General features: G+C 70.4%; 19 protein-coding genes. 8 read left to right on the top strand and 11 right to left on the bottom strand.

Annotation, left to right across the window (positions count from 1 at the left end):
• Positions 1-3: 3 nt before the first annotated feature.
• Both ACIBQ1_RS10605 and ACIBQ1_RS10600 read right to left on the bottom strand, forming a co-directional pair.
• Complete coding sequence (locus tag ACIBQ1_RS10605; protein ID WP_397276297.1) at positions 4-342, bottom strand: glyoxalase; 339 nt, start codon at positions 340-342, stop codon at positions 4-6.
• On the bottom strand, positions 339-1,109 hold the full coding sequence (locus ACIBQ1_RS10600) for a trans-aconitate 2-methyltransferase (RefSeq protein WP_397276295.1): 771 nt from the start codon (positions 1,107-1,109) through the stop codon (positions 339-341). Before ACIBQ1_RS10600 ends, ACIBQ1_RS10605 begins: the two co-directional genes overlap by 4 nt.
• Before the next feature lie 57 nt (positions 1,110-1,166).
• Here ACIBQ1_RS10600 and ACIBQ1_RS10595 point away from each other — a divergent pair, with 57 nt between their 5' ends.
• Positions 1,167-1,673 carry a MarR family winged helix-turn-helix transcriptional regulator gene (locus tag ACIBQ1_RS10595; protein ID WP_397276293.1) on the top strand — a complete coding sequence of 169 codons (507 nt, stop codon included), beginning with the start codon at positions 1,167-1,169 and terminating at the stop codon, positions 1,671-1,673.
• A 37-nt stretch (positions 1,674-1,710) separates the two neighbouring features.
• Here ACIBQ1_RS10595 and ACIBQ1_RS10590 read toward each other — a convergent pair whose 3' ends face one another.
• Complete coding sequence (locus tag ACIBQ1_RS10590) at positions 1,711-3,561, bottom strand: ABC-F family ATP-binding cassette domain-containing protein (protein WP_397276291.1); 1,851 nt, start codon at positions 3,559-3,561, stop codon at positions 1,711-1,713.
• 1,027 nt (positions 3,562-4,588) lie between these two features.
• Here ACIBQ1_RS10590 and ACIBQ1_RS10585 point away from each other — a divergent pair.
• Together ACIBQ1_RS10585 and ACIBQ1_RS10580 are read left to right on the top strand one after the other, a co-directional pair.
• A complete protein-coding gene (locus ACIBQ1_RS10585; RefSeq protein WP_355369327.1) occupies positions 4,589-5,491 on the top strand; it encodes a 4-(cytidine 5'-diphospho)-2-C-methyl-D-erythritol kinase in 903 nt (300 codons plus the stop codon).
• A 93-nt stretch (positions 5,492-5,584) separates the two neighbouring features.
• A complete protein-coding gene (locus ACIBQ1_RS10580; RefSeq protein ID WP_397276289.1) occupies positions 5,585-6,433 on the top strand; it encodes an arginase family protein in 849 nt (282 codons plus the stop codon).
• On the opposite strand, the gene ACIBQ1_RS10575 is transcribed toward ACIBQ1_RS10580, so the two are convergent.
• Complete coding sequence (locus ACIBQ1_RS10575) at positions 6,406-7,077, bottom strand: NlpC/P60 family protein (RefSeq protein ID WP_397276288.1); 672 nt, start codon at positions 7,075-7,077, stop codon at positions 6,406-6,408. The genes ACIBQ1_RS10580 and ACIBQ1_RS10575 overlap by 28 nt on opposite strands.
• A 221-nt stretch (positions 7,078-7,298) precedes the next feature.
• Positions 7,299-8,159: a 16S rRNA (adenine(1518)-N(6)/adenine(1519)-N(6))-dimethyltransferase RsmA gene (gene rsmA / locus ACIBQ1_RS10570; RefSeq protein ID WP_397276286.1), complete on the bottom strand. Its 861-nt coding sequence runs from the start codon at positions 8,157-8,159 to the stop codon at positions 7,299-7,301.
• Between the two features lie 46 nt (positions 8,160-8,205).
• Between rsmA and ACIBQ1_RS10565 the strand changes: the two genes are divergently transcribed.
• Positions 8,206-10,080 carry a serine/threonine-protein kinase gene (locus ACIBQ1_RS10565; protein ID WP_397276284.1) on the top strand — a complete coding sequence of 625 codons (1,875 nt, stop codon included), beginning with the start codon at positions 8,206-8,208 and terminating at the stop codon, positions 10,078-10,080.
• On the top strand, positions 10,080-11,267 hold the full coding sequence (locus ACIBQ1_RS10560; RefSeq protein ID WP_397276282.1) for a hypothetical protein: 1,188 nt from the start codon (positions 10,080-10,082) through the stop codon (positions 11,265-11,267). The genes ACIBQ1_RS10565 and ACIBQ1_RS10560 overlap by 1 nt, the downstream gene beginning before the upstream one ends.
• Positions 11,268-11,587: 320 nt before the next feature.
• Here ACIBQ1_RS10560 and ACIBQ1_RS10555 read toward each other — a convergent pair whose 3' ends face one another.
• Positions 11,588-12,505 carry a ubiquitin-like domain-containing protein gene (locus ACIBQ1_RS10555; protein WP_397276281.1) on the bottom strand — a complete coding sequence of 306 codons (918 nt, stop codon included), beginning with the start codon at positions 12,503-12,505 and terminating at the stop codon, positions 11,588-11,590.
• 109 nt (positions 12,506-12,614) lie between these two features.
• Entirely contained in the window at positions 12,615-13,490 is an 876-nt protein-coding gene (locus ACIBQ1_RS10550; RefSeq protein ID WP_397276279.1) for a TatD family hydrolase, read from the bottom strand.
• Between ACIBQ1_RS10550 and ACIBQ1_RS10545 the strand changes: the two genes are divergently transcribed.
• Positions 13,489-16,824, top strand: coding sequence for a BTAD domain-containing putative transcriptional regulator (locus tag ACIBQ1_RS10545; protein ID WP_397276277.1), 3,336 nt, complete (start codon positions 13,489-13,491; stop codon positions 16,822-16,824). The genes ACIBQ1_RS10550 and ACIBQ1_RS10545 overlap by 2 nt on opposite strands.
• Positions 16,825-16,859: 35 nt before the next feature.
• On the top strand, positions 16,860-18,095 hold the full coding sequence (locus ACIBQ1_RS10540; RefSeq protein WP_397276274.1) for an FAD-dependent monooxygenase: 1,236 nt from the start codon (positions 16,860-16,862) through the stop codon (positions 18,093-18,095).
• Here ACIBQ1_RS10540 and metG read toward each other — a convergent pair.
• Both metG and ACIBQ1_RS10530 read right to left on the bottom strand, forming a co-directional pair.
• Positions 18,040-19,824 carry a methionine--tRNA ligase gene (metG, locus tag ACIBQ1_RS10535; protein WP_397276272.1) on the bottom strand — a complete coding sequence of 595 codons (1,785 nt, stop codon included), beginning with the start codon at positions 19,822-19,824 and terminating at the stop codon, positions 18,040-18,042. The genes ACIBQ1_RS10540 and metG overlap by 56 nt on opposite strands.
• Positions 19,825-19,911: 87 nt before the next feature.
• The gene (locus ACIBQ1_RS10530; protein ID WP_397276270.1) at positions 19,912-21,132 is read right to left on the bottom strand and encodes a glycosyltransferase family 2 protein; all 1,221 of its coding nucleotides are present in this window, start codon (positions 21,130-21,132) and stop codon (positions 19,912-19,914) included.
• A gap of 171 nt (positions 21,133-21,303) precedes the next feature.
• Here ACIBQ1_RS10530 and ACIBQ1_RS10525 point away from each other — a divergent pair, with 171 nt between their 5' ends.
• The gene (locus tag ACIBQ1_RS10525) at positions 21,304-22,779 is read left to right on the top strand and encodes a hypothetical protein (RefSeq protein ID WP_397276268.1); all 1,476 of its coding nucleotides are present in this window, start codon (positions 21,304-21,306) and stop codon (positions 22,777-22,779) included.
• On the opposite strand, the gene ACIBQ1_RS10520 is transcribed toward ACIBQ1_RS10525, so the two are convergent.
• Both ACIBQ1_RS10520 and rsmI read right to left on the bottom strand, forming a co-directional pair.
• The gene (locus tag ACIBQ1_RS10520; protein ID WP_397276267.1) at positions 22,715-24,301 is read right to left on the bottom strand and encodes a dolichyl-phosphate-mannose--protein mannosyltransferase; all 1,587 of its coding nucleotides are present in this window, start codon (positions 24,299-24,301) and stop codon (positions 22,715-22,717) included. The two genes, ACIBQ1_RS10525 and ACIBQ1_RS10520, sit on opposite strands and share 65 nt — an antisense overlap.
• Before the next feature lie 10 nt (positions 24,302-24,311).
• On the bottom strand, positions 24,312-25,181 hold the full coding sequence (gene rsmI / locus ACIBQ1_RS10515; protein ID WP_397276265.1) for a 16S rRNA (cytidine(1402)-2'-O)-methyltransferase: 870 nt from the start codon (positions 25,179-25,181) through the stop codon (positions 24,312-24,314).
• Between the last annotated feature and the right edge of the window lie 47 nt (positions 25,182-25,228).

The following is a 25,228-nucleotide window of genomic DNA, read 5'->3' as shown; positions in this document are numbered from 1 at the left end:
ACATCACACGACCTGCAGGAGCTCGATTCTGTTGCCGACGGGGTCCGAGAGGTAAACCCGCCGGTAGCCCGGGAAGAGGAGATCGGGCTCCACGCCGGCGGCGTACGCGTCGAGATCGTCCACCAGGAACGCGGGGTGCGCCTTGCGCGCGGGCCTGAAGTCGTCCTCTATGCCGAGGTGGACCTCCACACCCTCGCCCCTGAACCATACCCCACCGCGTTTGGCCAGCTCAGGGGGCTTGGGCACCTCCCGCAGCCCTAGCACGCCCTCATAGAAGAGCCTCAGCTCCGGTTCGCTGCCCCTTGGCGCGGCAAGTTGGACGTGGTGGAGGGCTCTGATCATTTCTGCATCACCACGAAGATCCGCCGGAACGGGAAGGGGGTGCCGTAGCTCCTGGCCGGGTACACCTCGGCGAGCAACTTGGCCAGGTCCTGCCTGAACCGCCGCTGCTCGCCCTGGTCGAGCCGGTCGAAGACCGGGCGCAGGGCAGTGCCGGAGACCCAGTCGAGCACCGGGTTCTCGCCCTGGAGCACGTGCATGTAGGTCGTCTCCCACGCGTCCACCTGAGAGCCGCCCTGGTTGAGCAGGTCCAGGTAGTCGACGGGGTCGTCGACCGGATGGGCCCTGAGGACGCCGCCGAGCCTGTCGGACCAGGCGCGGGAGGCGCACAGCTCGCGGATGGCGACGTGGCTGGGCGCGTCGAAGTTCCCCGGCACCTGGAACGCCAGCCAGCCTCCGGGGGCCAGGTCCTCGACCCAGTGCTCCAGCACCGCGCGATGCTCCGGCACCCACTGCAGGACGGCGTTCGAGACGATCACGTCCATCGGCCGGTCGGGCCGCCACATGGCCACGTCGGCCACCGCGAACCTCACCTTGGACTGCAGCCCGCGGGCCTTGGTGATCATCGCGGGCGAGGAGTCGAACCCCTCCACGGTCGCACGCGGCCAGCGTTTGGCCAGCTCAACGGTGAGTTCGCCGCTGCCGCAGCCCGCGTCCACGACATAATCGGGGTCGACCGCCCCGACTCTGGAGATCAGCTCGATGAACGGCCGCGACCGCTCGTCCGCGTAGACGGCGTACGTCACCGGGTCCCAGATATCTCTTGACATGAAGATAATTGATATCGAGAGAGATATCTCGATGTCAAGACAGTACACTCTTGTGTCATGACGGAGGATGCTAGAGACGAGGTTGACCGCCTCGTTGCGGCCTGGCGCGCGGAGCGCCCCGACCTCGACGTCGAGCCGCTCCAGGTGCTCTCCAGGGTGTCACGACTGGCCAAGCATCTCGACCGGGCCAGGCGGGCGGCGTTCGCCGAGCACGACCTTGAGCCGTGGGAGTTCGACGTGCTGACGGCGCTGCGACGGGCCGGCAAGCCGTACGAACTGAGCCCGGGCGCCCTGCTGCGGGCCACGCTCGTCACCTCGGGGACGATGACCAACCGCATCGACCGGCTCGCCCAGGCGGGCCTGGTGCGCCGCCGCCCCGACCCGGAGGACCGCCGCGGCGTCCTGGTGTCCCTGACGGACACGGGCGTCGCCCGGGTGGACGCGGCCTTCGCCGACCTGTTGCGGCGGGAGCACGAACTCCTGTCCGGCCTCGGCCCCGACGATCAGCGCGCCCTCTCCACCCTCCTCCGCACCCTCCTCGCCCCCTTCGACGCCCCCCACTAGCCCTTCGCAACGGGTGGGTGGGTGGCGATAGGCAGCGTCAGTCGCCCAGTTGCTCGGCCACCTCAAGCCACTCCGCTTCGACCGTGTCCTTCTGGGCGTTGATCTCGCGCAGCTGGGCATCGAGCGAGCCCAGCTTCTCGTAGTCGCTGGCCGCATCCGCCATGGCCGCGTGCAGGCGGGACTCCTGGTCGCTCAGCTTGTCGAGCTGGCGCTCCAGGCGGTTGAGCTCCTTGCGCAGCTCCCGTTCCTCCTTGGCCGACAGCCCCGCCGTCCCGGCCTTCGCCTGGTCGGGCACGGACGTGCTCGCAACGCCGCCCGATACGGCAGCGGCGCTGGACGGCTGCGCGGTCGTGGAGTTCACCGAGGCGCCGAGGCGGGCGGTCAGGGCCATGCCGGCCGCGCGGCGTTCGAGATATTCGTCCACCCCGCCGGGCAGCAGCGAGAGCCTGCCGTCGCCGAGCAGCGCCACGCACCGATCGGTCACCCGCTCCAGGAAGTAGCGGTCGTGGCTCACCAGGACCAGCGTGCCGGGCCAGGCGTCCAGCAGGTCCTCGAGCTCGTTGAGCGTCTCGATGTCGAGGTCGTTGGTGGGCTCGTCGAGCAGCAGGACGTTGGGGTCGTCCATGAGGAGCCGGAGGAGCTGCAGCCGCCGCCGCTCGCCGCCGGACAGGTCACCGACGACCTTCCACTGCGCCTCGCCCTTGAACCCCAGGCGTTCGAGCAGCTGAGAGGCCGTCCACTCCCGCTTTCCGACCTGGAGGTACTTGCGTACCTCCTCCACCGACTCCAGCACCCGCCGGGTCGGATCCACCTCGGCCAGTTCCTGGGACAGGTGCGCCAGGCGTACCGTCTTGCCCTTGATCACGTGCCCCGAGTCGGGCACCACCGTGCCCGCGAGCAGGCGCAGCACCGACGACTTGCCGGAGCCGTTCACCCCGATCAGCCCGATGCGGTCGCCTGGGCCGAACTGCCATGTGAGATCGTCGAGCACCAGCGGCCCGCTGTCCGGCCCGCCGGCGTGCAGGGTGACGTCCTCAAGGTCGTAAACGGTCTTACCGAGACGGGCCGCGGCGAACTTCATCAGCTCGACGGTCTCGCGCGCCGGAGGCTCGTTCGCGATCAGTGCCTGGGCGGCCTCGATGCGGAACTTCGGCTTGGACGTGCGCGCAGGCGGGCCTCGGCGCAGCCAGGCGATCTCCTTGCGCATGAGGTTCTGGCGGCGTTCCTCGGCGGCCTGCGCGATCCGCGCCCGCTCGGCCTTCGCGAGCACATAAGCGGCATAGCCACCCTCGTATCGCTCGACCCGCCCGTCCACGACCTCCCATGTACGGCTCGACACCGCATCGAGGAACCACCGGTCGTGCGTCACGGCCACCAGCGCGCTCTTCCTCGCCGCCAGATGCCCGGCCAGCCAGGCGATGGCCTCGATGTCGAGGTGGTTCGTGGGCTCGTCCAGCATGATCAGGTCATGGTCGTCGATGAGCAACCGCGCCAGCGCCGTACGCCTGCGCTCCCCACCGGACAGGTCGCCGGCCGTGGCGTCGAGGTCGAGATCACCGATCAGGTTGGCGAGGATCTCGCGTACGCGCTGATCCCCCGCCCACTCGTGCTCGGCCCGCCCACCGAGGACGATCTCGCGCACGGCGGTACCCGCGTCGAGCGTGTCCTGCTGCGACAGGAACCCGACCCGCAGGCCCCGGTTATGCGTGACCCGCCCCTTGTCGGGCCGCACCGCTCCCGCGATCACGGACAGGAGGGTCGTCTTCCCGCCCCCGTTACGCCCGACGACACCGATGCGTTCGCCCGCCTCGACGCCCAGGGAGACGTCGCTGAGAAGCGGCTTGGGCCCATACGCATGGGAAACCGACTCAAGATTGACCAGATTCATGACCTCCTCAGGGTATCGGCTCCCCGCCCACCCAACGCCCGGGATCTTGCGCACCTCCAGCCCGCCCTCCGCATCACCCGCACTCCCAGCCAGGCATACGCACGTCCCGATCACGGAGCGGGCCTCCGCACGCAACGTATGTCCCGATCGCGGGACAGTCTCCGCACGCAACGCACGTGCCAACCATGAGGCAGCCTCCGTACACACGAGGCGCACTCCGCATGGAGGGGCGTCCGTCGCACGGATGTCAACGCCTTGAGAGCCGTCCACATCGCGCGAAACGCCCACGTCACATAAGGCATCCGCAGTCGCACGGGGCGCACGTCACCGCAGGAGGAGAGGCCAACCACCGCAGGAGGCGTAGACCGCCGCGGGAGAGACGCACGTCATAAGAGGAGACACGCGTTGCAGGAGATGGCCGCGTCGCACACCACGTCCACGCCGCACGAAGCGCCCGCCGGCGCAGCAGCGCCAGTCGCCATAAAGGCGCACATCGCCGCAGGAAACGGCACGTCGGAGGCGTCCTCGTCTCGCACAACATCCACCCCGCGCGAAGCATCCGCCGTTGCAGGAAGCGCTAGCCACTGCAGGAGGCGCGCATCGCGGCAGGAGAGGCGCGTCGCCGCAGGAGGAACGCATCACGGCAGGAGAAGCGCATCGCCCCAGGAGAAGCCCATCGCCGCAGAAGAGGCGCGTTGCAAGGGGTCAGCCGCTTCGGGATGAGGCGTCGTCATTGGGAGCGTCCGCGACGTGCGGGTACTGCGGGGCCTGGGCGGCGGGTGGGGTTCTGAGGAGCCTTCCAGGGTGGGCGGTGGAATCGGGCAACTGGGAGGAAGCGGTGGGGGATGGTTAGATGACTTCTTGTCACCGGTCAGGATCCGGGGCAAATGTCCACGAACTTGACTCTGCGTGTTGGGGAGTCGGCCGTTCCCGTGGTCATCTTTCGAGAACCGCATGTCAGGGCGGCGGGCCTCGATAACATCGAGTGTCCTTGACCCCGGCAAGTGATGAGAGTGGCAGAAGATCGATGAGTTCGGTGACCGTACGTGTGCCCGCGAAGGTCAACGTGCAGCTTTCTGTCGGCCCGCTCAGGGAAGATGGCTACCACGACCTGGTGAACGTCTTCCACGCAGTATCGATCTTCGATGAGGTGGTGGCGAAGGAGTCCGAGTCGATCACCGTGGCGGTGAACGGCAAGTGGGCCGACCAGGTGCCGACCGATGAGAGCAACCTGGCGATCCGGGCCGCTCGGGCGCTCGCCAAGCACGCGGGTCGCACTTACGGCGCGGATCTGATCATCCAGAAGGACATCCCCGTGGCGGGCGGGATGGCGGGGGGCAGCGCGGACGCCGCCGGTGCGCTGGTGGCCTGCAATGAGCTGTGGGGGCTGGGGCTGCCGTTCGAGGACCTCATGGAGATCGCCGGTGACCTGGGCAGCGATGTCCCGTTCTCGCTGCTCGGCGGCACGGCGGTGGGCACCGGTCGTGGCGAGCAGTTGAGTGAGCTGCCCACCGGGGGCACGTTCCACTGGGTGTTCGCGCTGGCGAACGGCGGGCTCTCCACGCCCAGCGTGTACGCCGAATGCGACCGCCTGAGGGCGGCCGAAGGGGCCGAGGTGCCCTGGCCTCAGCTGGACGACTCCCTGATGGAGGCGCTGGGCACGGGCGACGCCTACTCCCTGGGCGCTCATCTGAGCAACGACCTCCAGCCGGCCGCGCTCAACCTGAGGCCGGAACTCGCTCCCACCCTGGACGCGGGCCGCCAGCACGGAGCTCTGGGCGCGATCGTCTCGGGGTCGGGCCCGACCTGTGCCTTCCTGGCCATCGACGCGCTCCACGCCCGTGACCTGGCCCTCAGCCTGACCACCACGGGCGCCGCCCACACCGCCGTGGCCGCCCACGGCCCGGTCCAGGGCGCCACTCTGGTCTGACCCCTTTTGCTGTTGGCCCTCTTTTCGCCTGCCTTCGGTGCTCGGGTACCGTCCTGACCATCCGATTCGCCATGCGGGAGCAAGAAGGCTGAGGTGGCCGTGGACGCCGGGGTGACAGTCGTCGAGGTGGGCCAGTGGCGGGGGTCCGGGGCTCCTACGGCTGAGCGGCTGCGGGAAGGGGCGCGGCTGCTGGCCGAGATGGTGGGGGCGGAGCGGCGGGTGTGCGTGGAGGTTGATGACGATCTCCGTTCGACGGCTGCGAAGGTGCGTGCGGCGGTTGGGCAGGGTCACGGTGGGCTCCTTGTCGCGGTTGGCGGGGATTGCGGGGTTGAGCTTGAGCCGGTCGCGGCGGCTCGGGAGCGGTACGGGGATCGGCTGGTCGTCGTCTGGTTCGATGCTCATGGGGATCTGAACACGCCCGAGTCATCGCCTTCCGGGGCCTATCACGGGATGGTGCTGCGGGCGCTCACCGGGGAGGGGCCCGAGGGGCTGGTGGGCCGGGAGCCCTTGGCGCCTGGGCGGATCGTGCTCGCGGGGGTGCGGGATCTCGATTCGGGTGAAGTTGATTTCGTTCAGGAAAACGGGGTTCGGCATCTTCCGGTGGTGGATGCTGCCGGGCTTGTGGCGGCGATCGAGGGCTGTGGGGCCGGCGCTCTCGGGGAGGACGGCGCTGAGGGGTGCGGGCCCGTGGTCTACGTTCATGTCGACTTCGATGTGCTCGATCCTCTGGTTTTCCGGAGTGTGGGGTGTCCTACGCCGGGCGGGCTGCAGCCTGATCAGTTGCTCGCGCTCGTTGCCGCCGTCGCCGAGCGGTTTGAGGTGGTGGGGCTGGGGCTCATGGAGTACGAGCCGTCCAGGCAGAAGGATCAGGAGCTGCTCTCCGGGCTGGTCGGCGAGCTGGTGAAGGTCTGCGCTCAGCCTGGGCGTACGACGCCTCGGTAGGTGGAGCGGAAGTACGGCGAGGCGAGGAAGTTCGTTTTTCTGACCACGTCGCCTGTCCTCGGGGCGTGGATCATGAGGCCGTCCTGGAGGAACAGGGCCACGTGGGTGGGGTCACCCGTGCCGCCGCCGAAGAAGAGCAGGTCGCCTGTACGTCGGGCGCGGAACGGGATTCTGCGGCCTTGGCGGAACTGGGCGCCGGTGTAGTGGGTGAGGGTGACTCCGGCCCTTGACCAGGCGTAGAGGGTCAGGCCGCTGCAGTCGAAGCCTCTGGTGCCGGCGCCTCTCCCGATGCCGATGGTGGGGCCTTTCGCTGAGCCGCCGCCCCAGGAGAAGGAGACTCCCAGTTGGTTCAGGGCGGCCGAGGCGGCGATCTGGCCCCTGGTGAGGGTGGTCCTGCCGGCGGGGGTGCGAAGGAGCGACCCGAGTCCGGTTGTGGGATCCGTGGTCTTTTCGTCTGAGGTGCGTTGAAGGGGCTCGATTTCGGTTGTGAGGGTCGTGGTTCTGCGGTCTTGGGTGTCGCCGCGCGGGGGCGGGGTCGCGGCGGCGGCTTGGGCGGCGGTTGGGAGGGGGGTCAGGACCGCGATGAGCCCTCCGAAGAGGCCGCCGCCGAGGGTGAGCCTGAGGAAGGTGGCGAAGGTGATCACGGTGGCCTCCTGACCGTGTGGTGGGTGTGGAGGCCAGGATCATTCGGTGGCGGGGGGTGGGGTTGGGCCGAACGCGATTCTGTGGAAAGCGGGGGCCTGGGTGGGGCGGGCTGTGGAAAAGGGCCGCTTGGGGCGGCGGAAACGGCGGGCTTGGGGCGGCGAAAACGGTGGGGTTGGGGCGGTGGGCTTAAGGGCGGCGAAAACGGTGGGGTTGGGGAGGGTTAGGGTTTGTGTTCGGCTATGTGGGCGAAGGCCGTGATGTCGAGTTGTTCCCCGCGAGTCGACGGGTCCACGCCGGCCCCTCTCAGCGCCTCCTCCGCCTGGGCCGCGCTGCCCGCCCATCCCGACAGGGCCGCGCGCAGGGTCTTTCTGCGCTGGGCGAAGGCGGCGTCCACCACGGCGAACACCTCCTCGCGCGACGCGCTCGTCGTGGGCGGGTCGCGGCGTACCCAGGAGACGAGGCCGGAATCGACGTTGGGGGCGGGCCAGAAGACGGTACGGCCGACCGGACCGGCGCGGCGGACGTCTGCGTACCAGGCGGCCTTGACCGACGGCACTCCGTACACCTTCGAGCCGGGGCCGGCGGCGAGGCGGTCGGCGACCTCCGACTGGACCATGACCAGGCCCTTGCGCAGGGACGGCAGGACTTCAAGGAGGTGGAGCACCACCGGCACGGCCACGTTGTAGGGGAGGTTGGCGACGAGGGCCGTGGGGGTGAAGCCGGACAGGTCGTCCGGGGTGATCCTCATGGCGTCCGCGTTCACGACCGTGAGCTTGTCAAGCCCCCCGCGGTCTGCCACCGTGATCGGGAGTTGGTCCGCCAGCACCGGGTCGATCTCGACGGCCACCACGTGCGCGGCCGAGGGCAGGAGGGCGAGGGTGAGCGAGCCGAGACCCGGCCCCACCTCGATGACCACGTCGTTCTCCGAAAGATCGGCCACGCGGACGATGCGCCGGACGGTCCCTGCGTCGATCACGAAGTTCTGGCCTAGCTTTTTTGTCGGACGAAGATCTAGCTTGTCCGCCAAAATACGTATTTCTGCAGGGCCCAACAGCCTCATCATCCAACCAGTCTCTCGCATCGAAGAACCATCGATGGCGCTTGGGGAGACCAAAGGAGAGGATGGCGTGGAACAGGAAGGGACGTCCCTCATGGAGCCAACGGGCGCCGCACCGCTCCGCCCGACGGACTTGCGGGAAATCGGACCGTACCGGCTGCTTGGCCGGCTCGGCGAGGGCGGCATGGGAACCGTCTTCCTCGCGCGGGCACCGACGGGGCGATTTGTCGCGCTCAAGGTCGTCAAGGCGGAGTTCGCCAATCAGGAGGGGTTCGCGGCCAGGTTCCATGCGGAGGTCGAGAACGCGCGCCGGGTGGCCTCGTTCTGCACTGCCCAGGTGCTGGACAACGGCAACACCGGGGACGGACGTCCGTACATGGTGACCGAGTACATCGCGGGCACCCCACTCTCTGATCAGATCTCGAAATATGGGGCTCTGGAACCGGGGCCGCTGCACGGCGTCGCGCTGGGGGTCGCGGCGGCGCTGGCGGCGATCCACGTGGCCGGGCTGGTGCACAGAGACCTGAAACCGGCGAACGTGATCCTCTCGTTGTCGGGGCCCAGGGTGATCGACTTCGGCATCGCCAGGGCGCTCGACCGGGAGACCGGGTTCACGCTCTCCGGCGAACTGCTGGGCAGCCCCGGATGGTGGGCCCCCGAGCAGGTGCGCGGCGAGGTGGTCAACCCGGCGGCCGACATCTTCGCCTGGGGCTGCCTGGTGGCGTACGCGGGCAACGGACGGCACCCGTTCGGCCGCGGCGACCCCATCACGCTGGCCACGCGCGTGCTCAACACCCCGCCCGACCTGGGCGCGCTGCCCGCGCCGCTCAACGAGTTAGTACGGCGGGCCACCTCCATGGACCCCGCCGCGCGCCCCTCGGCACAGGATCTCCTGATCGCCCTGGTGGGAGGCAGTGCGCCGGAGCGCCCCGCCGATCCGCCCACCTTGGTCGCGACCGAGATGCTCAGCGAGTGGCAGCCGCCGCAGAACGTCGTGGACGAGCCGGACGTCACGGCCACGTTCACGACGCCCCCGCCGAGCGATGCCACCGGCAGGTCCCCCAGCGTGCCGGGCTCGTTCGGCAGCCAGGCCGCCGCGTCCACACCGTCCACACCGTCCACCGCGTCCACCGCGTCCACGTCGTCCACGTCGCCCTCTCAGCAGGGGCAGCCGTCGGTCGAGGAGCTGGCGCGGAGGGAGGAGGAGGCCGCCAAGGAGGAGTTCGCGCGCTGGGAGGCGCAGGCGCGGCAGCGGGAGCAGGCTCAGGCCGAGGCCCTGGCCAAGAAGAAGCAGGAGGAGCTGGCCGGGCGCTCGGGCGGGCAGGACGTCCCGGCGCAGCTGCGGCAGGGCAGCCTGCCCGGCACCGACACCCGGCCGCCCGGCACCCTGGCGGGCGACGAACCCGACACCCTCGGCGGCTCCAGGACGAAGGGCACCCGGTGGCTCATCGCCGCCGCTGCCGCCGTGCTGGCCATCGTCGTGACGGTGGCCGTACTGATCGTCACATCCGCCCGCAACACGGCCACCATCGCCACCCCCGGCACCCCCTCCCAGACGGCCGCCACCACCGGCCCGAACGACGTGGGCCGCCGCTTCGCGCTGGGCGCGAACTTCGACGACCCCATCGCGATCGTCGCGTCGGCGCCGGAGTGCGGGCTGAAGGAGTACGAGGGCAAGACCGCGACCCAGGGCCAGCTCTGCGTGATCCGCTGGACGATGCTCAACCCGGGCGGCGAGCGCAGGCAGCTGATCCAGCCCGTCGTCACCATGGTCGACGACCGTGGCGCCGAACACGATCCCGCCGCCCTCACCCTGCCCCCGGCCATCCTGCCGGGCGGGCGGGTGGACAGCGCGTTCGTGTTCGACCTGGCCATGTACCGCAAACCCGTGAAGATGACGGCGACCATGCTCGAGAACGGCAAGCAGATCGAGGTCGCGCTGTGATGATCCGCTCCACGCTCATCGCGCTCATGCTCGCGACCGGGGCACCCCTCATGCACACCGGCGCGGCGGCCTGTGCGGGGGCCGCCGACTTCGACGGCGACGGGGTGGACGACGTCGCCGTGGGCGACCCGTTCGCGGACGGCCAGAAGGGCGCGGTGAACGTGCTGTCGGGCGACAAGGTCGTCCCCGTCGCCGTCCCGAACCTGGCCGCAGGCGACGGCTTCGGCTGGTCCGTACGGCTGGCCAAGGTCGACGCCGACGCCTGCGCCGACCTGGTGATCGGAGCGCCGTACGCGGACGTGGACGGCACCGAGGACGCCGGCGCCGCGTACGTCGTCTACGGCGGCGGCGCCACGCCTCCCCAGCGGCTGACCGCGGCCCAGCCGCAGCGCTTCGCGCACTTCGGCTGGTCGCTGGCCGCGCGTGGCGACCTGCTGGCGATCGGCGCACCGTACGAGGACGAGGGCCGGCTTCCCGACGTGGGCGCCATCTACGTGCGCAAGGGCACCGGCCAGTTACGCAGGATCAGCCAGGAGTCCGACGACGTGCGGGGCAACAGCGAGGTCGGCGACCAGTTCGGCTGGTCGATGGCGTTCGGGCCGAAGAACGAGCTGGTCGTCGGCGTCCCGTACGAGAACGACGACGGCGCCGGTCGCCAGGTGGAGGCCGGGAAGATCGACTCGGGGTCGATGGTCTTCATCGACGACGTACTGGCACCCAAGATCACGTCGTTCAAGCTGGACTCGCCGACCGACGTCTCCGGTGACAGGTTCGGCTACTCGGTGGTGTACGGGGAGGGCTCCGGGTACGCGGTGAGCTCGCCCGGGTCCGGATACGTGCAGCTGCTCGACCCCGGCAGGAAGCCGACGCGGAGGGTGACGCAGGGGGGCAAGCAGGCGTTCGGGTTCTCGATGGCCGCGTCCGCGGATGGTCGGCTGGCCATCGGCGCTCCGTACGGGGGTGGGGTCCGGGTGGTGTCCTGGAAGGACGCGGCCGAGGATCGGCGGTTGGCCACTGATGACGGGCTGTTCGGGTGGTCGGTGGCCTTCAGCGGCAACAAGCTGTTCGTGGGGCAGCCGGATGCGCAGCCGTACGGGCAGGTGGCGGTGGCCGGACGGAACGCCGAGGCCCTTCAGCCGGTCAAGCCGCCCAAGGGCGCGGACTTCGGGGCGTCCCTGGCGGGATGAACCGGCTTCCTTCGGCTGAGGTCCTGCCGTGGCGGACGAGCGCCGCATAGGGTGCTTCGCCGACGCGAGCTGGGGCCTTGAGGAGGATCGGGAGCTGCTGCCGGACGCCTTGGGGGAGCGCCATACGCATCGGGCGCAATCGGGCCAGGCGAGGTCAGCAGTGGCAGGAGCCAGGATGGGCGGAACGGCGCGTGGCGGGGCCGGGTCAGGCGGGGGCGACGGCTCGGCGGACGTGCGGCCCCAGGCCCGCCTCACGGGCGATGGCGGACAGGCGGGCCGGACCTGCGCAGGCCGGGCGGGATCGGCGGTGGGCTGGTGGGTTACCGGGGGGAGTCGAAGAGGCGGTCGGCGCAGTTCGGCCACTGGCTCTGCCAGCGGTTGCCCACCTGCTGGTAGAGCACCTGCGCCCGGTACGTCTGCTCCTCCGCCGGCCACGCGCTGGGTATCCCCATGCCGCCCACGGCCTGCCACATGGGCAGGCTGAACTGGTACATCCCGTAGTACGGCCCGTCCGGGTTGTAGGCCACCGGGTCGCCCTGGGCCTCGCACACTGCCAGGGCCTGCCAGTTGAGCCGCAGGACGTCCGAGCGGATCGGTACGGTGCGCGGCGGCGCGACCGTGATGACCGTCCCGTCCTCGGGGAAGCTGCCGAGCGGCGGGGTCACCACATAGCCGCGGCGCAGCGGGATGCCCTTCTTCCTGAGCACCTCCCGCACCGTCCTGGCGGTGGTACGGGAGGTGATCCGGCTCGTGCCCGCGACCACGTACACCTTGCGCCTGGTGTAGACGGTCAGCTCCATCCCCGACAGCGGCACCGCGTCGTCCGGCGGCGCGGAGAACTTGCCGGCCGCCGGAGTGAGGTCGAGTTCGGCGAGGGCGTCGCCGACGTTCGTGGCGGTGACCAGGTGGCGGCTGGTGTGGCCGTCCAGGGTCAGGAGGATCGGGCGGGCGTGGCGCACCTCGATGGTGGATCCGTCGGTGACGTCCTCCTGCACGGCGGGACGTACGAGGTCGCCGTAGCCCACCGAGACCCCCGCCTCGTCGAGCACGTCGCGTACGGTCCCCGCGAACGCGCGGACCTGCGACGGCCTGCCGTCGACGATCACGACGACCTCTTTGACCAGGAACGACACCGACACGAGCGCCCCCAGCGCCACCATGCCCGCCAGGCACACGACCGGCGTCCACGGTGAACGCCACGGGATCGGGGGACGAGGCGCGCGCCTCTTTCCTCGCACGAAGCACCTCCGGTCGCGGCCAGGGGCCGCCCGATTCCGGTAGCGGTCAGGACCGCCCGAACGTTAGTGCCGCACCCGTCCGCCCATCCGCGGGTTCATCAAAAGATGGTCACCACTCGCCGAAGACTGTGACTCCGTTGGCACTGATCGCCTCGCACAACTGATCAGGATGGACCCCTTTGACCTCCGCCAGGCAACGCAAAGTAATGGGAATGAGGTACGGGGCGTTGGGCTTGCCGCGGTGCGGGACCGGCGGCAGGTACGGGGCGTCGGTCTCGACGAGCATGAGCTCCTGGGGCGCCGTCTGGGCGGCCTCACGCAGGTAGGCGGCGTTCTTGTACGTCACCGGGCCGGAGAAAGACATGAAATATCCGGCTTCGACACACTTTTTCGCCATTTCGGCGTCGCCGGAGAAGCTGTGGAAGACGACCTTGTCCGGCGCGCCCTCCTCGGCCAGCACCCTCAGCACGTCGTCATGCGCGTCGCGGTCATGGATGACCAGGGCCTTGCCGGTGCGCCTGGCGATCTCGATGTGCGCGCGGAAGCTCGCGTGCTGATCTTCCTTGCTCGCCCAGTCGCGGAAGTAGTCGAGCCCGGTCTCCCCCACCGCCCGCACGTCCGGCCGCCCCGCGAGGCTCTCGATCTCGGCCAGGACCTCCGGCGTGGCCTCGTGGGCCTCGTTCGGGTGGATGGCCACCCCGGCGTACACGCCCTCCTGCTCGGCGGCCACCTCGGCGTTCCACCGCGAGGACCTCAGGTCGTAGCCGATGGTGACCAGCCGCGTCACCCCGACCGCCCGGGAGTCCTCGAGAATGCTCCGAACACTGGCCTCCGACGCCTGCGCGGCCTGCGCCACCGGATCGCCGGATGACGCCTGCCTGTTGCCGACCATGATGTCGAGGTGGCAGTGGCTGTCGAACACAGGTGCCGAAAGCGGCTCTGGAGCGGCGGGAAGCTTGGTCACGAGTCCTAAAGTAGCGTCCATGCGGTTCGGCATCCTCGGCAGCACCATGGCCTGGCGCGCGGACGGGGGCGAGGTGCCGCTCGGCGGCCCCGCCCGGCGGGCGCTGCTGGCGCTGCTGCTGCTCCGCCCCGGGGAGGTGGTCACCCGGGATCGGCTCGTCGACGTCCTGTACGGAGATCGGGCCCATGGCGACGCGGTGCACGCCCTGCACTCGCAGGTGTCCCGGCTCCGGCGGGACGGGGTCTCGATCGAGCTGACCGAGATCGGTTACCGGCTGCTCGCGGCGCCCGACGACATCGACGCCCACCGGTTCCTGCGGCTCGCCGACGCCGGCCGGGACGCCTTCGAGGACGGCGGGGATCCCGTCCGGGCCGCCGGGCTGCTGCGGGAGGCCCTGGCGCTGTGGCGGGGGCCGGCGGTCGCGGACCTGGACCCGGAACACGGGGCCTTCCTGGAGGAGCGGCGGCTGGCCGCGCTGGAGGATCGGGTCGAGGCTGACCTGCGGCGCGGTGCCCACCGGGAGGTCGTGGCGGAGCTGGGCGAGCTGATCGAGCGGCACCCGCTGCGGGAACGGCTGCGCGGGCAGCTCATGCGTGCCCTGCGGGCGGACGGACGGCCCGCCGAGGCGCTGGTGGTGTTCGAGGACACCCGGCGGCTGCTGGCGGACGAGCTGGGCACGGACCCGTCGTCCGAGCTGGCCGACCTGCACGGCCGCCTGCTGCGTGGAGAGGGCGGGCCGCCGGTCCTTCCATCTTCCGTGCGGCGCACGTTGCCCGCCCGGCTGACGAGCTTCGTCGGGCGGGACGGCGACGTGGCGGCGGTGTCGGCGCTGCTCGGCTCCGCGCGCCTGGTGACGTTGCTGGGGCCGGGCGGCGCGGGCAAGACCCGGCTGGCGATCGAGGTCGCCCGGTCGATCGCCGAGGCACCCCGGGCCGACGATCGGGAGCCGGTCGAGGTGGTGCTGGTCGAGCTGGCCTCGGTGGGCGGCGGGCCGGCTGACGGAGCGGCACGTGGCAGCGTGGCGGGTGGTGACGGTGCCGGGAGTTCCCGCGCGGTCCGTGCGGGTGCGACGGCGGTGGGGGTGGATCTCGCGCAGGTCGTGCTCGGCGTGCTCGGCGTGCGGGAGAGCGGCCTGCTGGCCGGCCACGCCATCGGCCCGGGAGGCCGGTCCGCCCCGGCGGACCGGCTGGTCGCCGCGCTGGCCGGGCGGCCGATGCTGCTGGTCCTCGACAACTGCGAGCACGTCGTCCACGACGCCGCCGAGCTCGCCGAACGCCTGCTCTCCGCCTGCCCAGACCTTCGCGTCCTCGCCACCAGCCGCGAGCCGCTGGCCATCACGGCCGAGCACCTCTGGCCGGTGCACCCGCTCACCCCGCCGGACGCCGTCCGGCTCTTCACCGACCGGGCCGCCGCCGCGCGCCCGGGTTTCACCCCTGACGAGTCGGTCGAGCGGATCTGCGCGGCGCTCGACGGACTCCCCCTGGCCATCGAGCTCGCCGCCGCCCGCATGCGTACGCACGGGGCCCAGGAGCTGGCCGTGCGGCTGGCCGACCAGGATCGGTTCAGCCTGCTGTCGCGAGGCAGCCGGACGGCCGACCCCCGGCACCAGACCCTGCGCGCGGTCGTCGCGTGGAGCTGGGAGCTGCTCACCGACCGGGAGAAGGCCATGGCCGGACGGCTGACCGTCTTCTCCGGCGGCGCCACGGCCCGGGCCGCCGCCGAGGTGTGCGGGCTGCCGGACGCCGAGGACCTGCTGGACTCCCTGGCCGACAAGTCGCTCCTCCAAGCGACCCAAGCAAGCCAAGCGGGCCAGGCGGGCCAAGCGGGCCAAGCGGGTGAAGGCCGTTATCGCATGTTGGAGACCATCCGCGCGTTCTGCGCCGAGCAGCTCGCCGACGAGGCGCACACCGTACGGCGAGCGCACGCCGCGTACTTCCTCGACCTGGCCGAGCGGTCGGACCCGCACCTGCGCGGCGCCGACCAGCTCCGCCACCTCGACCTGCTCGCCGCCGAGCACGACAACCTGCAGGCGGCGCTGCGCTGGGCGGCGGACTCGGGAGAGGTGACGCTCGGCATGCGGCTGCTGGCGGCCCAGTCGTCGTACCTGTGGATGCGCGGCATGCGCGCCGCCGCGACCGGCCCGGCGGTGGCGCTGCTGGAGGCGGCGGGTCCCGCGCCGGATCCGGAGCTGGGCGAGGCGTATGTGCTGTGCCTGCTGTCCGCGCTGGCCGGGAGCACCGGCAGGGACGCCTGGGAGAGCCACAAGAGCTGGGCCGGGACGATGGTCACCGACGGTTCCGGGGCGCGGCGCTACCCGCTCGTCACGTTCCTGTGGCCGATGATCACGGCGGGCTCGATCGATCCGACGGTGGCGCTCACGGTGCTGCGGCGGGCCGCGCGGGACGGAGACCCCTGGGAGCAGGCGATAGCCCGGTTCGTCTGGGCCTATCCGCAGATGGCCGCCGGGGAGTTCGCCTCGGCGGAGGCCGATCTGACGGTGGCGCTCGACCAGTTCAGGGAACTCGGCGACCGCTGGGGCATGGCGCTGGCCCTGGACGGGCTCTCGTGGCTGGCGGGCAACTGCGGCGACGACGCGACGGCCGTGGCGCGCGTGGAGGAGGCGATCGCACTGGCCGCGCAGCTCGGGGCCGAAGAAGATCTGCCCGATCTGCTGTGCAACCGGGGCGATCACCGCATCGGGACGGATCCGGCCGGGGCGCGGGCCGACTACGAGCGGGCCGCCGAGCTGGCGGGACGGGCGGGCCTGCCGACGTACCTGGCCTCTGCGCTGCGCGGGCTCGGTGACGTGGCCGTCGCGGAAGGCGACCTGGCACGGGCGCGGGAGCTGTACGAGCGGGCGCTGCGGCAGTCGGACCCCGGCTGGGTCAAATCGGCGGGGAACCTGGTCCGGCTCCACGTCGGCCTGGGCCGGGTGGCCGAGGCCGAAGGGGATCGGAAGGCGGCCAGAGAGTCCTACCAGCGGGCGGTGGCGGGGGCGGTCGAGTCGGGCGCGCTGCCCGAGAGCGCCCGGGCGTTCGAGGCGCTGGCCGCGCTGGCGTTCGGTGACGACGGCGCCGAGCCGGCGGCCACCCTGCTGGGGGCCGCCGTCGCCATGCGGGGCATCGAGCTTCCCCAGGAGCCCGAGGTCGCGGCGCGGGTACGGGCGGCGCTGGGCGAAGCGGCCTACGCGCGGGCCCGGCGGGCGGGCGCGCGGCTCTCGCACCGGGAGGCGCTGGCCCTCGCCGCGGTGCCCGAGGAGATCATCGACCGGTCACCGCTGAATGCCATCGCCACCGTCACCGGCGCTCAGGACGCCCTCTCTCAGGGCCCGCAGTGGCCGGTGAGCGACCGGTGAGGGCGCGGTGAGACCGGGGCGGCAGGGTCGGGGGCATGGACATCCTGATCTCCGGCGCGAGCGTCGCCGGCCCCGCGCTCGCCCTCTGGCTCACCCGGTACGGCCACCGCACCACCATCGTCGAACGCGCCCCCGCCCTCCGTGAGGGCGGCTACGCCGTGGACTTCCGCGGCGACGCGCACCTGACCGTCCTTCGCAAGATGGGCATCCTGGACGCCGTCGAACGCGAGCAGACCCACATGGGCGCCATGTGGAACGTGAACGAGGCGGGCAAGAAGCTCGTGGCCATGCCCGCCGACCTGTTCGCGGGCGACGTCGAGATCCTCCGCGGCGACCTGGCCCGCATCCTCCACGACGCCACCGAGCCCCACACCGAGTACATCTTCGGCGACTCCATCACGGCCGTCGACCAGGACGCGGACGGGGTGACGGTCGCCTTCGAACGGAGCCCGGCCAGGCGCTTCGACCTCGTGGTGGGCGCGGACGGCCTGCACTCCAACGTGCGCTCCCTGGCCTTCGGCCCCGAGCGGGACCACCTGTCGTACCTGGGCCTCTACTCGGCGGTGTTCACGATCGACAACTACCTCGGGCTCGACCACAGCGGCCACGCCTACAACGCTCCCGGCAGGATGGTCGCGATCTACAGCGCGAGGAGGAACGCCGAGGCCAAGGCCGTGTTCTGGTTCGGCTCGCCGCCGCTCGACTACGACCGGCACGACGTCGCCCGCCAGCAGGAGCTCCTGGAGCAGGCGTACGAAGGCCTCGGCTGGGAGGTCCCGGAGCTGATGCGCAGGATGCGGCGGACGGACGACTTCTACTTCGACTCGATCAGCCAGGTCCGCCTGGACTCCTGGTCACGCGGCCGGGTGGTGCTGCTGGGCGACGCCGCGTGCTGCGCCTCGCCGCTGTCCGGCATGGGCACCGGGCTGGCGATGGTGAGCGCGTACGTGCTGGCGGGCGAGCTGGCCGCAGCCGGGGGCGACCACCGCGCCGCCTTCGCCGGCTACGAGCGGGAGGTGCGCGCCTACGCCGAGGGGTGCCAGCAGTCGGCCGTGGGCGTCAGCAAGTTCATGGTGCCGGAGAACAGGTTCATGGCCTGGTTCATGAACCAGAACTACCGGCTCCTGCCGTATCTGCCGTGGAGGGGGCTGATGGCGAAGTCGGTCAGGAAGACCGCCGGCGCCATCAGCCTCAAGGACTACGGGGCCTACGAGGTCACTCGCCCAGCCGGGCCAGCTCCTCGTCCACGACCTTCGGGTCGAGCTTCTTGAACAGCGGCACGGGCGGCGCGAGCGGGGTGCCCGGCTTGATCGGCCGGTGCTCCCACCGGGCCGCCGCCCCGTCGTACTCGCCGGTGATCACCGGGTAGGGCGTGCCGCCGTCCTCGTCGACCTCGCGGATCTCCGGCATGCCCGACCACACGCCCTGGCCGCCGAGCATGGTGAAGACCTTGTTGGACGAACTGGGCAGGAACGGCGTGAGCATCGTCTTGGCGTCGTCGACGACCTGGAGCGCGACGTGCAGGATCGACTTCTGCCGCTCGGGGTCGTCCTTGAGCTTCCACGGCTCCTGCTCGGCCAGGTATTTGTTGGCCTCGCGGACCACGTCGAACGCCTCGTTGATCGCGTTCTTGAAGCGCGAGCGGCTCAGCTCCGCGCCCACCGGCGCGAACGCGTTGCGCGAGCGCTCCAGCAGCGCCCGGTCGGCGTCGGTGAGGTCGCCCGGCTCGGGCACGGCCCCGAAGTTCTTCGCCGCCATGGAGATCGACCGGTTGACCAGGTTTCCCCAGGCCGCGACCAGCTCGCCGTTGTTGCGGTTGACGAACTCCTGCCAGGTGAAGTCGGTGTCCTGATTTTCCGGACCTGCCACCGCGATGTAGTAGCGCAGGGCGTCGGCGTCGTAACGCGCCAGGAAATCTCTTACGTAAATTACTACTTGCCTGGACGAGGAGAACTTCTTGCCCTCCATGGTCAGGAACTCGCTGGAGACCACCTCGGACGGCACCTCCAGCGCGCCGAGCGAACCCGGCGTGCCGTCGCGGCCGCCCTGCCCGCTGTAGCCGTACAGCATCGCCGGCCAGATCTCGGCGTGGAAGACGATGTTGTCCTTGCCCATGAAGTAGTAGCCACGGGCGTCGGGGTTCTGCCACCACTCGCGCCACGCGTCGGGGTCGCCGGAGCGCCTGGCCCACTCGATGGAGGCCGACAGGTAGCCGATCACCGCGTCGAACCACACGTACAGCCGCTTGTTGGGCTGGTCGCGCCAGCCGTCGAGCGGGATCGGCACGCCCCAGTCGAGGTCGCGGCTGATCGCCCGCGGCTGCAGGTCGCCGAGCAGGTTGAGCGCGAACTTCAGCACGTTGGGCCGCCACTCGCCCTGCTTGGACTGCAGGTAGGAGCCGAGCACCCCGGCGAAGGCGGGCAGGTCGAGCATGAAGTGCTCGGTCTCGACGAACACGGGCGTCTCGCCGTTGATGCGGCTCTTGGGGTTGACCAGCTGGATCGGGTCGAGCTGGTTGCCGCAGTTGTCGCACTGGTCGCCGCGCGCGCCGTCGTAGCCGCAGATGGGGCAGGTGCCCTCGATGTAGCGGTCGGGCAGCGTGCGGCCCGTCGACGGGGAGATGGCGCCCATCGTGGTCTTGGGGAAGATATAGCCGTTGTCGTAGAGGCCCTTGAAGATCTCTTGTGTGACGGCGTAGTGGTTTTTCGTCGTCGTCCTGGTGAACAGGTCGTAGGAGAGCCCGAGCCCGGTCAGGTCTTCGGCGATGACGCGGTTGTAGCGGTCGGCCAGCTCTCTGGCGCTCACGCCCTCCTTGTCGGCCTGCACCTGGATGGGCGTGCCGTGCTCGTCGGTGCCGGACACCATCAGCACCTTGTTGCCCGCCATCCGCTGGTAGCGGCTGAAGACGTCGGACGGCACGCCGAACCCGGAGACGTGCCCGATGTGGCGGGGGCCGTTTGCGTACGGCCACGCTACGGCGGTCAAGATGTGCTGGGACATAGTCCTTAGCCTACGGGGCTCCCTGTCCCCCTCGGACCGATTTCCCCGCGTCGGCGGGGCCCGGAAGGACCCCGCCGCGAGGAACGGCTATCGCTTGGACTCTTCGAGGGAAACCGCCTCCGCGGCCTCCTCGGCGGCCTTGGCGGCCACGTCGATGGAGCTCTCGCGGGTGCGGCGGATGCCGAGGATGCTGATGAACAGCGCCGCGAAGATCGTCTGGAAGCTCATGATCAGAGCGGTCGCGGAGGGCACGACGATACGCAGCGACTCGCGCGGGTCGAGCTCGCCGAAGCTGCGCACCTGCCAGTGGACCAGGGACATCACCAGGCCGATCAGACCGGCCAGCGCCAGCAGGCCGCCGACCACGAGCCCCTTCTCCAGGCTCACGATGTCGATCAGCCGCCGGATGCGCGGCGACTCCGGCAAAAAGCCCTCCTCGGCCGCGTAGACCTTGGTGAACACGGCGAACAGGGCAGCCTGGAAGCCGATCACGACCAGGGCGGACGACCCGACGAGGGTGTCGACGTCGAACGCCAGCTCCCCGATCTCCACCGGGCCGAACGTCAGCGCCGTCCCGGCGATCATGCCGACGACCATCATCAGCACGCCGGGGTAGAAGAACAGCCACTTCGGGCTGTAGAGCAGCAGGAAGCGCAGGTGGCGCCAGCCGTCGCGCCACGAACGCAGGTGCGGCGGGCGGGAGCGGCCGTCGGGCGAGAGCGTGGTGGGCACCTCGCGCACGTCGAGGCCCGACAGCGTCGAGCGGACCACCATCTCGGAGGCGAACTCCATGCCACCCGTCTGCAGCTGCAGATTGAGGATCGAGTCGCGCCGGAACCCGCGCAGCCCGCAGTGGAAGTCGCCGATGGCCGAGGGGAAGAACAGCCGGCCGACGAACGACAGCACCGGGTTGCCGAGGTAGCGGTGGAGCGGGGGCATGGCGCCCGGGGCGATGCCGCCCTTGAACCGGTTTCCCATCACCAGGTCGGCGCCGTCGCGCAGCTGCTCGACGAACGGCAGCAGCGCGGTGAAGTCATAGGAGTCGTCGGCGTCGCCCATGATGACGTATTTGCCGCGCGCCGCCCTGATCCCGCCCATGAGGGCGTTGCCATAGCCCTTCTCGTCGACGTGGACCACGCGGGCACCGGCGTCGCGGGCGAGCTGTTGCGAGCCGTCCGTGCTGCCGTTGTCGGCGATCAGGACCTCGCCCTCGATGCCGTGCTCCTCCATGCACGCCAGCGCCTTGCGTACACAGACTTCCACGGTCTCCGCCTCATTGAGGCAGGGCATGACCACCGTCAGTTCCACGTGTCTACCCTTCAGTTAAGACTCTTCCAGTGAACCATCATGCCCTCTGCCCAACCGTGCTCGGGTCAAGACCCAAAAACGACTGGCATTCTTTACAGCATGGTGAGCGTCGCGGAGATTACCCCTGTGGACCACTCCGCCCCAGGCCGGGCAGCACGTTGGCTGTCATTCTTGCGCCGGCATCGAGTGTTCGCCGCGGTTTTCGGCGTCGGCGCCGTGCTGCGGCTCATCACCATGCTCGGCTACGGCCCGGCCATGTGGTTCAACGACTCCTACGAGTACGTCTCGGTGGCGCTGCACCCGCGGCCGCACCCGATCAGGCCCGACGGCTACAGCTTCTGGCTGATGCTGCTCAAGCCGTTCCACAGCTTCGCGCTGGTGATCTTCACGCAGCACCTGATGGGCCTGGCCACGGCCTGCCTGATCTACGCGTTGCTGCGGATCAAGTTCCGGCTGCCGAAGTGGGGCGCCACACTGGCGGCGGCGCCGGTGCTGCTGGACGCGTACCAGATCCAGCTTGAGCAGATGGTGATGTCGGACTCCATGTTCACGCTGCTCGTGGTGGGCGTCATCACGCTGGTGCTGTGGAAGCGGCGGCTGTCGTGGCAGGCGGGCGCGGTCGTCGGCCTGCTGCTGGCGCTGACGTGGCTGACCCGCTCGATCGGCCTGCCGATCCTGGCGCTGGTGGTGCTCTACCTGCTGGTCAAGCGGACCGGCTGGCGGCCGATCGTCGCCGTGATCACGGTCTGCGCGGTGCCGGTGATGGCGTACATGGGCTGGTTCGCCTCCGCGTACGGCAAGTTCGCGATGACCAACAGCGACGGTCTCATCCTCTACATGCGCACGGCCATCTTCGCCGACTGCAACAAGATGAAGATCGACAAGTACAAGGAGGTCCAGCTCCTCCTGCTGTGCATCAACGACCCGGTCAGCCAGCGCAAGGACTACGCGCAGTGGTACCTGTGGGGCCAGGGCAACGGCGACGGCACCGGCACCGGCGAGGTGCTGCACAGGTGGGGCATCAACAAGAAGTGGAGCGAGATCACCAACGACGCGGCCAGCGCGTTCGCCACGCGGGCGATCCTCTCGCAGCCCGGCGACTACCTGAAGGTGGTCACCCGTGACTTCTTCCGCTCGTTCCACTGGGGCCGGCCGATGTTCCCCGACCCTTCCACCTACGGCATGTACGAGTTCAAGCCGTACGTCGAGCCGGACGAGAGCGGCCAGCCCAAGCGGCTGCCGAAGTGGTCGTCGTACGCGGGCGGCCGCACCGACACCGACGCGTTCGGCTACGAGCAGGGCCCGCCGGAGACCCGGATCGTGCACCCGTGGGCCGACATCATGAGCGGCTACCAGAAGGTCTTCTACCTGCGCGGCATCATGCTCGGCGGCATCCTGCTGATCGGCCTGTACGGCGTCGCGGTCAGGTGGCGCAAGTTCGGCGGCCCGGTGGCCCTGCCGTGGCTGGGCGCGGTCGGCCTGCTGCTGGCCCCGGCGGCGACGGCGGAGTTCGACTACCGGTACGTGCTCCCGGCCGTCCCCCTGGCCTGCGTCGCCGCGGCGATCACGCTGCGCCGCGGCGTCACTTGGGCGCGGCGGTCACCCAAGAACGCATCAGCATCCGAGCCCACCACTCTGCGTGTGTGATCGTCTCGGCGGTCAGCACCGGATAGAGCCACCAGAAGTTGATCAGCGCGAGGAGCGCGAACGCCCCCACCACCGCGGCCCCGGTCGCCCGCCGGGACGCGGGGGCGTCCTGCCTGCCCAGCACCAGCCCCGCCACCAGCACGAGCGCCAGCACCATGAACGGCACGACGGGGATCAGGTAGAACAGGTACATCGTCCGGTTGTCGGCGAACGCGTAGTAGAACCACGGCAGCCAGCCGGCCGCGACGCTCAGCAGCACCGCCCCGGCCCGCCAGTCGCGCGTGGCCACGTACCAGGCGACGAGACCGATCAGCGCCAGCACGGCGGCGTACCACACGGCCGGGGTGCCCACCCCGAGCACGGCCTGTGAGCACTTGTCGGCCCCGCACGCCGACGGCGGCAGGTCCGCCGGATAGTGGAACGAGACCGGCCTGATCAGCAGCGGCCACTGCCACGGCTCGGACATGTACGGGTGATATTCGTGCAGGTTGCTGTGATAGCCCAGCACCTGCAGCTGGTACTGCAGCCACGACCGCACCGAGTCGACCACGAAGAACACGGGCCCGGACGAGGTCGCCTGCGCCCAGTTGCGCCCCCAGCCGCCGGAGCTGGCGAACCACCCGGTCCACGAGGCCACGAAGGCGACGGCGGGCACGACCGCCATGGCCGCGAACGCGCCCGGCAGGTCGTACGAGAACGCCGCCCGGTACGGCTGCCGCAGCCCCAGCGCCCGCCTGGCGCCCATGTCCCACATGAGGCTCATGACCGCGAACGCGATCAGGAAGAAGACCCCCGACCACTTCACCGCGCACGCCGCCCCCAGGCAGAGCCCGGCCGCGAGCCGCCACGGCCGCAGCCCCAGGCGCGCCCCCAGCTCGGTGATCGGCCCGCACTCGTACCGGTCGGCCAGCCGTTGCCGGGCCCAGTCCCGGTCGGTCACCAGGCAGGCGAACCCGGCCAGCACCCAGAACATCAGGAAGATGTCCAGCAGCGCCGTGCGCGACAGCACCAGGTGCAGGCCGTCGAGCGAGAGCAGCAGCCCGGCCAGGCAGCCCAGCAGCGTCGACCGCGTCATCCGGCGCGCCACCCTGGCCATGATCAGGATCGACAGCGTGCCGACCAGCGCGGCGGCGAAGCGCCAGCCGAACGGGTCCATCCCGAACAGCCATTCGCCCACGCCGATCATCCACTTGCCCAGCGGCGGGTGCGCCACGAACGAGGCGCAGTCGTCGGGCTGCGGGCACTGTTTGAAGATGTCCAGGTTGCCGGCGATGAGGCGCTCGTCGGCGATCGGGTTCTTGGCGTCGCCGAGCATGGTCCGCTCCACGCCGTGCGTGAGGAGCGAGTACGCGTCCTTGGCGTAGTACGTCTCGTCGAAGACGACGGCCTTGGGCTCATCGAGCCTGATGAACCGCAGGAGGCCGCCGAAGAGCGCGACCAGGATCGGCCCGGCCCAGCCCAGCATGGGGGTCCCCGGCATCGGCGGGACCAGTCGCTGAGCGGAAACCCCCCAGTTCCTCACGATGCGCACCCTATGGCGTAGGGGATCTCCTGTGAACCAGGTCATACAGCTCGCGTTTGGGGATGCCCGCCTCCTTGGCCACCTCGGCGACGGCGATCCTGCGCTGCGTGCCCTCGGCGACCCTGCGGTCCACCTCGGCGACCAGCTCGTCGAGGTCCGGCTCGCCCTCGCCCGGGACATGTCCGGCGACCACGAGCGTGATCTCGCCCTTGACCTCCTTCGCCGCCCATTCGGCCAGCTCGCCGAGCCCGCCCCGGCGTACCTCCTCGTACGTCTTGGTCAGCTCGCGGCACACGGCGGCCTGCCGGTCGGGGCCGAACGCCGCGGCCATGGCCTCCAGCGAGCTCGCCAGCCGGCGCGGCGACTCGAAGAACACCATCGTGCGCTCCTCGCCCGCCAGGGCGGCCAGGCGGCGGGCCCGCTCGCCGGGCTTGCGCGGCGGGAAGCCCTCGAAGCAGAACCGGTCGCTGGCCAGCCCGGACACCGCCAGCGCGGTGGTGACCGCGCTCGGCCCCGGCAGCGCGGTGACCGTGATGCCCTCGTCGACCGCCAGGCGCGTCAGGCGGTAGCCGGGATCGGAGACCCCCGGCATGCCCGCGTCCGTGATGACCACGACCGTGCGGCCCTCTTTCAGGGTCTCCAGGAGCTCCTTGGCCCGGACCACCTCGTTCTGGTCGTAATAGGACACCACCCGGCCCGCGATCTCCACGCCCAGCTCGGTCGCGAGCCTGCGCAGCCGCCTGGTGTCCTCGGCGGCGACCACGTCGGCGCTCCCCAGCACCTCACGCAGCCGCGGCGAGACGTCACCCGCCTGGCCGATAGGGGCTCCTGCCAGCACCAACCTGCCGTCTCCAGTCACCAGACCATTGTGGCAGGGCATCCCAAATAACCGTGTTTCTGCGTTTGCTATCGGCTTGCGGCCCGTAC

Origin of the sequence: Nonomuraea sp. NPDC050153, assembly GCF_044460125.1 — a bacterium.
Lineage (GTDB): Bacteria > Actinomycetota > Actinomycetes > Streptosporangiales > Streptosporangiaceae > Nonomuraea.
The sequence above is the reverse complement of the archived record's forward strand: the minus strand, read 5'-3'. Positions and strand labels throughout refer to the sequence as shown.

Bases quoted from the DNA above. Each gene is read 5' to 3' on its own strand.
- ACIBQ1_RS10605 (WP_397276297.1), bottom strand. From the start codon at position 342: ATGATCAGAGCCCTCCACCACGTCCAACTTGCCGCGCCAAGGGGCAGC.
- ACIBQ1_RS10600 (WP_397276295.1), bottom strand. From the start codon at position 1,109: ATGTCAAGAGATATCTGGGACCCGGTGACGTACGCCGTCTACGCGGAC.
- ACIBQ1_RS10595 (WP_397276293.1), top strand. From the start codon at position 1,167: ATGACGGAGGATGCTAGAGACGAGGTTGACCGCCTCGTTGCGGCCTGG.
- ACIBQ1_RS10590 (WP_397276291.1), bottom strand. From the start codon at position 3,561: ATGAATCTGGTCAATCTTGAGTCGGTTTCCCATGCGTATGGGCCCAAG.
- ACIBQ1_RS10585 (WP_355369327.1), top strand. From the start codon at position 4,589: ATGAGTTCGGTGACCGTACGTGTGCCCGCGAAGGTCAACGTGCAGCTT.
- rsmA (WP_397276286.1), bottom strand. From the start codon at position 8,159: ATGCGAGAGACTGGTTGGATGATGAGGCTGTTGGGCCCTGCAGAAATA.
- ACIBQ1_RS10560 (WP_397276282.1), top strand. From the start codon at position 10,080: ATGATCCGCTCCACGCTCATCGCGCTCATGCTCGCGACCGGGGCACCC.
- ACIBQ1_RS10545 (WP_397276277.1), top strand. From the start codon at position 13,489: ATGCGGTTCGGCATCCTCGGCAGCACCATGGCCTGGCGCGCGGACGGG.
- ACIBQ1_RS10550 (WP_397276279.1), bottom strand. From the start codon at position 13,490: ATGGACGCTACTTTAGGACTCGTGACCAAGCTTCCCGCCGCTCCAGAG.
- ACIBQ1_RS10540 (WP_397276274.1), top strand. From the start codon at position 16,860: ATGGACATCCTGATCTCCGGCGCGAGCGTCGCCGGCCCCGCGCTCGCC.
- metG (WP_397276272.1), bottom strand. From the start codon at position 19,824: ATGTCCCAGCACATCTTGACCGCCGTAGCGTGGCCGTACGCAAACGGC.
- rsmI (WP_397276265.1), bottom strand. From the start codon at position 25,181: ATGCCCTGCCACAATGGTCTGGTGACTGGAGACGGCAGGTTGGTGCTG.